Source organism: Pseudonocardia pini, assembly GCF_013870575.1.
In the GTDB taxonomy this organism is placed as follows: domain Bacteria; phylum Actinomycetota; class Actinomycetes; order Mycobacteriales; family Pseudonocardiaceae; genus Pseudonocardia; species Pseudonocardia pini.
Genome location: NZ_JACBXB010000733.1, coordinates 1 through 2,777, shown reverse-complemented (window position 1 = coordinate 2,777; position 2,777 = coordinate 1). Strand labels below are relative to the sequence as shown.

3 protein-coding genes are annotated in these 2,777 nt (G+C 74.3%); 2 read left to right on the top strand and 1 reads right to left on the bottom strand.

Going from position 1 to position 2,777, the window contains the following annotated elements; all coding sequences use genetic code 11:
- Positions 1 to 559: 559 nt before the first annotated feature.
- Complete coding sequence (locus H5J29_RS28030) at positions 560 to 1,180, bottom strand: L-threonylcarbamoyladenylate synthase (protein ID WP_181783995.1); 621 nt, start codon at positions 1,178 to 1,180, stop codon at positions 560 to 562.
- A 52-nt stretch (positions 1,181 to 1,232) separates the two neighbouring features.
- Here H5J29_RS28030 and H5J29_RS28025 point away from each other — a divergent pair, with 52 nt between their 5' ends.
- On the top strand, positions 1,233 to 1,736 hold the full coding sequence (locus tag H5J29_RS28025; RefSeq protein ID WP_181783994.1) for a mycothiol transferase: 504 nt from the start codon (positions 1,233 to 1,235) through the stop codon (positions 1,734 to 1,736).
- A gap of 17 nt (positions 1,737 to 1,753) precedes the next feature.
- The gene (locus H5J29_RS28020) at positions 1,754 to 2,551 is read left to right on the top strand and encodes an SDR family NAD(P)-dependent oxidoreductase (protein ID WP_181783993.1); all 798 of its coding nucleotides are present in this window, start codon (positions 1,754 to 1,756) and stop codon (positions 2,549 to 2,551) included.
- Positions 2,552 to 2,777: the final 226 nt, after the last annotated feature.

Genomic DNA, 2,777 nt, shown 5'->3' with positions numbered 1-2,777 from the left:
AGCCTGCGGGACGCCGTCGGCAGGCGCTCCGGCCGCACCCCCGCCCGGCTCCGCGAGCCAGGAGGGGGACGAGAGGTCTCGCTCCACACTGTCCTCCGCTGGTCCGTACCCCGATCCGGCCGGGACGCCGCACGGACCGGGCCGCACCGCGCGACCGGTCTCCCGGAGACGACTCCCGGAGACGACGACCGCCCGGCCCGTGTCCGCCGGGGAGCTGCGCGACCCGACATCTGTAGGTCCTCGGGACACTACCGGGGAGATCCGCGGCGGGCGGTCGGGTGAGCGGGTCTGCGATGACCGGTCGCCCCCGGGTGGACCGGCGGTGAACGGCAAGCCGACACGCCGCGGGTGATCGCGTGATTCCCCCCATCGGTCCGCCCGGCGCACGGTGGCGACCGGGGCGAGGCTCGAGCGAGGGGTCCGGGGAACGACACCGGGAAGCAGACAGGCGCCCCGTCCGCGTCGTTGCGGCGGTGCGCCCGGTCACAGAGGCTAGGTCACACCCCCGGCGACCGTCCAGGGTCCGCGCGGGCCAAAGCTCGCCGCCGGGTGGACGCGGCTACTCGAAGCGGGCCGGGTCCCCCGCGCCCTTGCGGACGACCTCCGGCTCGGGCCCCGACAGGTCCACGACGGTCGTCGGCTCGGTGCCGCACTCCCCCGAGTCCACGACGCCGTCGACGGCGTTGTCGAGCAGCTCCTTGACCTCCCAGCCCAGCGTGGGCGGCTCCTCGGCGTCGGGCAGCAGGAGGGTGGAGGACAGCAGCGGCTCGCCCAGCTCGTCGAGCAGGGCCTGGACGACGCGGTGGTCCGGGATGCGCACGCCGACGGTCTTCTTCTTCGGGTGCAGCAGCCGCCGCGGGACCTCCTTGGTCGCCGGGAGGATGAAGGTGTACTGCCCCGGCGTCGCCGCCTTGACCGCGCGGAACACGGTGTTGGAGACCTGCACGAACTGGCCGAGCTGCGCGAAGTCCCGGCAGACGAGGGTGAAGTGGTGCTTCTCGTCCAGCCTGCGGATGCCGCGGATCCGGGCGAGCCCGTCGGCGTTGCCGATCGCGCAGCCCAGCGCGAAGCACGAGTCGGTGGGATAGGCGATCAGCCCGCCCCCGCGGACCAGGTCCACGACCTGCCCGATCGCGCGTCGCTGCGGATTGTCCGGGTGTACGTCGAAGTACCGGGCCACGGCCGGACCATAGACCCTGCGACGGCCCGCGGCGATCAGTAGCGTGGATCCGGTGACCCCAGCCGAGCTCCTCAGCGACTGTTTCGGCCGGATCGCGGAGGGTGTCCCCGCGGTCCTCGACGGCCTCCGGGACGACCAGCTCGCCCTCCGCATCGACGGCGAGGCCAACTCCATCGCGTGGCTCGTCTGGCACCTCACGCGGGTGCAGGACGACCACGTCGCGGACGCCTTCGGCACCGAGCAGGTCTGGCTCGCCGACGGCTGGCACGAGCGCTTCGCCCTCCCCCTCGAGCCCGCCGACACCGGGTACGGGCACGGGTTCGACCAGGTCGCCGCGGTGCGGGCGAACGCGACCCTGCTCGCCGGCTACCACGCCGCCGTCGCGGAGCGGACGCTGCAGCTGCTCGCGGACGTGACCCCCGAGCAGCTCGACGAGGTGGTCGACGACGCGTGGGACCCGCCGGTCACCCGCGGCGTCCGCCTGGTCTCGGTGTTCGACGACGACGCGAAGCACCTCGGCCAGGCCGAGTTCGCCCGCGGCCTGCTCCCCGGCTGAGCCGAGAGGAAACGACGATGGACCTCCAGCTGCGCGGTAAGCGCGCCATCGTGACCGGCGGCAGCCGCGGGATCGGCCTCGCGGTCGCCGACGCCCTGGCCGCCGAGGGCTGTGCCGTCGCCGTCGTGTCCCGCGGCAAGGAGGCCCTGCAGGAGGCCGCCACCCGCGTCGGCAGGCACGGCACCCCGGTCGTCGCCGTGGCCGCGGACACCACCGACGACGCGGACGTCCGGGCCATGGTCGACGAGGTCGTGGCCCAGCTCGGCGGGGTGGACGTCCTGGTCAACGCGGCCGCCACGCCGGCGAGCTCGGGCCCGCAGGGCGCGGCGTCGGACACGACCGACGAGCTCATGCGCGAGCAGTTCGAGACGAAGGTGCTCGGCTACCTGCGGTGCGCGCGGGCCGTCGCGCCCCACATGGTCGGGCAGGGTTTCGGGCGGATCGTGAACGTCAGCGGGCTCAACGCGCGCGGGTCGTCGTCGCTGGTCGGCTCGGTGCGCAACGTGTCGGTGGCGGCGATGACCGCCGCGCTGGCGGACGACCTGGGGCCGAAGGGCGTCACGGTCACGGTGGTCCATCCCGGACTCACCGTCACCGAGCGCACCCCGGGCATGATCCGCGCGAAGGCCGAGGCGGACGGCACCTCCGAGGAGGAGGCCGAACGCGCGCTCGGCCGGTCGAGCAGGCTGGGCCGCCTGGTCACGGCGGCCGAGGTCGCCGACGTCGTGGTGTTCCTCGCGTCCCCGCGCAGCGTGGCGGTCAACGGGGACGCCGTGGCCGCGGGCGGGGGCCAGCCCGGGGTCACGTTCTACTGATCTCTCGCCGCGCTCTCCCAGCGTGACCACGGACGTGCCGACGATCACCCGAACGCGCCGACACGATCGGCCCGTGCAACGCGATGACCAGGTGTGGACGCGATGAACGACCCCCAGGCGGGCCTGCCCCGCATCCCCGACCCGCGTCCCGCCCCGGACGTGCTCACCGAGGACGTGCTGGCCGACGACCGGCTGATCGAGGCGGTCCGCACCGGCGTCCGCGGGA

Bases quoted from the DNA above. Each gene is read 5' to 3' on its own strand.
- H5J29_RS28020 (WP_181783993.1), top strand. From the start codon at position 1,754: ATGGACCTCCAGCTGCGCGGTAAGCGCGCCATCGTGACCGGCGGCAGC.